General features: G+C 72.3%; 3 protein-coding genes. All 3 read left to right on the forward strand.

The window, feature by feature from the left end:
* A partial coding sequence (locus AB0I76_RS26355) for an FAD-binding oxidoreductase (protein WP_357040760.1) occupies positions 1–743 on the forward strand: 743 nt, incomplete at its 5' end.
* Complete coding sequence (locus tag AB0I76_RS26360; RefSeq protein WP_357040761.1) at positions 743–1945, forward strand: saccharopine dehydrogenase C-terminal domain-containing protein; 1203 nt, start codon at positions 743–745, stop codon at positions 1943–1945. The genes AB0I76_RS26355 and AB0I76_RS26360, both read left to right, overlap by 1 nt.
* A 17-nt stretch (positions 1946–1962) precedes the next feature.
* A complete protein-coding gene (gene speB / locus AB0I76_RS26365; protein WP_357040764.1) occupies positions 1963–2958 on the forward strand; it encodes an agmatinase in 996 nt (331 codons plus the stop codon).
* The last annotated feature ends 24 nt before the right edge of the window (positions 2959–2982 follow it).

Genomic DNA, 2982 nt, shown 5'->3' on the forward strand with positions numbered 1-2982 from the left:
CGGCGCTGCGGGCGGAGACCGCCGGCGGGCCCGACGCGATCCCCGGCTCGGTGCGCGCCCGGCAGGTCGTGCTCGCCACCAACGCCTTCCCGCCGCTGCTGCGGCGGCTGCGGGCCTGGCTGGTGCCGGTGTACGACTACGCGCTGATGACCGAACCGCTGACCGGCGCGCAGCGCGCCTCGATCGGCTGGGCGAACCGGCAGGGGCTCGCGGACACCGGCAACCAGTTCCACTACTACCGCGTGACCGGCGACGGGCGGATCCTCTTCGGCGGCTACGACGCGGTCTACCACTACGGCAACCGGGTCGCGCCGTCGCTCGAACAGCGGGACGCCACCTTCACCGCCCTCGCCGACCACTTCTTCACCACGTTTCCGCAGCTCGACGGCCTGCGTTTCAGCCACCGGTGGGGTGGCGTCATCGACACCTGCACCCGGTTCTGCCCGTTCTTCGGCACCGCGTACGACGGTCGGCTCGCGTACGCGGCCGGCTACACCGGCCTCGGTGTCGGCGCGACCCGGTTCGGCGCCCGGGTGATGCTCGACCTGCTCGGTGGCGGGGACACCCCGCTGACCCGGCTGGACCTGGTGTGCCGCAAGCCGTTGCCGTTCCCGCCGGAGCCCGTCCGGGCCGCCGGCATCCATCTCACCCGCTGGTCGCTGGCCCGCGCCGACGCGCGGGACGGCCGGCGGAACCTGTGGCTCCGTACGCTCGACCGTCTTGGTTTGGGGTTTGATTCCTGATGCGCATCCTGCTCGTCGGCGCCGGCGGCGTCGGCTCCGCCGCTGTCGCCATCGCCGCCCGCCGTTCCTTCTTCGAGACCATGGTCGTCGCCGACCACGACCTCGGCCGCGCGTCGCGCGCCATCGCCGACCACGACTCCCGTTTCGTCGCGGCGCAGGTCGACGCTTCGTCGGCGGACGCGGTCGCCGACCTGTGCCGCGCGCACCGCATCACCCACGTCCTCAACGCCGTCGACCCGCGCTTCGTCATGCCGATCTTCGACGGTGCGTACGCGGCCGGCGCGGACTACCTGGACATGGCGATGTCGCTGTCCCACCCGCACCCCGACCGGCCGCACGCCGAGACCGGCGTGAAGCTGGGCGACGACCAGTTCGCCGTCGCCGACCAGTGGGCCGACGCCGGCCGGCTGGCGCTGTGCGGCATCGGTGTCGAGCCGGGCCTGTCCGACGTCTTCGCCCGGTACGCCGCCGACGAACTGTTCTCCGAGATCGACGAGATCGGGGTCCGCGACGGCGCCAACCTCACCGTCGACGGGTACGACTTCGCGCCGTCGTTCTCCATCTGGACCACCATCGAGGAGTGCCTCAACCCGCCGGTCGTGTGGGAGGCCGGGCGGGGCTGGTTCACCACGCCGCCCTTCTCCGAGCCGGAGGTGTTCCACTTCCCCGAGGGCATCGGGCCGGTCGAGTGCGTGAACGTGGAGCACGAGGAGGTGCTGCTGATCCCGCGTTGGGTGAAGGCGAAGCGGGTCACCTTCAAGTACGGCCTCGGCAACGAGTTCATCGAGGTGCTGAAGACGCTGCACAAGCTCGGCCTCGACTCGACCGCCCCGGTCCGGGTGGGCGGCGTCCCGGTGTCGCCCCGCGACGTGGTCGCCGCCTGCCTCCCCGACCCGGCCACGCTCGGCGACCGGATGCGCGGCAAGACCTGTGCGGGCACCTGGGTCCGCGGGGTGGGCGTCGACGGGAGCCCACGCGAGGTGTACCTCTACCACGTGGTCGACAACGAGTGGTCCATGCGCGAGTACGGGCACCAGGCCGTGGTCTGGCAGACCGCCGTCAACCCCGTCGTCGCCCTGGAACTGCTCGCCACCGGCGCCTGGTCCGGCGCCGGCGTGCTGGGCCCGGAGGCGCTGCCGCCGGTACCCTTCCTCGACCTGCTGAACAGCTACGGTTCGCCGTGGGGAATGGAGGAGCGGTGACGACGCGCTACGGTCCGATGTTCGGTCCGGACGTGACCTTCCTCGGGGTGCCGCCGTGCACTCTCGGCGAGCCGGTGACGTACGCCGACGCCGACGTCGTCGTCATCGGGGCGCCCTTCGACGGTGGCACCTCCCACCGCCCCGGCACCCGGTTCGGCCCGTCGGCCATCCGCCAGGCCTGCTACCTGCCGCACGACGGCTCCCGACCGTCCCTCGCGCTGCGCGTCGACGCGTTGCAGGACCTCTGCGTGTACGACGCCGGCGACGTCGAGATGTTCTCCGGCGACATCGAGCGATCGCTGTCCGCCCTGGAATCCGCGGTCTTCGCGGTGGCGTCCGCCGGGGCGATCCCGGTCGTCCTCGGCGGTGACCACTCCATCGCCCTGCCCGACGCCACCGGGGTGGCCCGCCACCACGGGCTCGGCCGGGTGTCGCTGGTGCACTTCGACGCGCACGCCGACACCGGGGACGTCGAGTTCGGGTCCCTGCACGGGCACGGCCAGCCGATGCGGCGGCTCATCGAGTCCGGTGCGGTCCGCGGCGACCGTTTCCTCCAGATCGGCCTGCGCGGCTACTGGCCCGGCCCGGACACGTTGCAGTGGATGGCGCAGCAGCGGATGCGCTCGTACGAGATGACCGAGTTGGTCTCCCGTGGACTCGACACCTGTCTGACCGAGGCGTTCGGGATCGCCACCGACGAGTGCGAGGGCGTCTTCCTCTCCGTCGACGTCGACGTGGTCGACCCCGGCATGGCCCCCGGCACCGGCACCCCCGAACCGGGCGGACTCACCTCCCGGCAACTGCTCGACGCCGTCCGGCGCGTCTGCTACGAGCTGCCCGTGGTCGGTGTGGACGTCGTCGAGGTCGCCCCGCCGTACGACCACGCCGACATCACCGCGTACCTCGGCAACCGGGTGGTGCTGGAGGCCCTGTCCGCGATCGCGAGACGCCGCAAGGACGCGACCGGCGGCCCCCCCTGGAACCCCACCCAACCCCTCCTCGACAACCGCTAACCCACCCACCCCCACCCCCCGCCC

Origin of the sequence: Micromonospora sp. NPDC049799 (assembly GCF_040656655.1) — a bacterium.
In the GTDB taxonomy this organism is placed as follows: domain Bacteria; phylum Actinomycetota; class Actinomycetes; order Mycobacteriales; family Micromonosporaceae; genus Micromonospora.

Excerpts from the sequence above, each read along its gene's own strand:
- AB0I76_RS26360 (WP_357040761.1), top strand. The coding sequence starts at position 743 with ATGCGCATCCTGCTCGTCGGCGCCGGCGGCGTCGGCTCCGCCGCTGTC.
- speB (WP_357040764.1), top strand. The coding sequence starts at position 1,963 with ATGTTCGGTCCGGACGTGACCTTCCTCGGGGTGCCGCCGTGCACTCTC.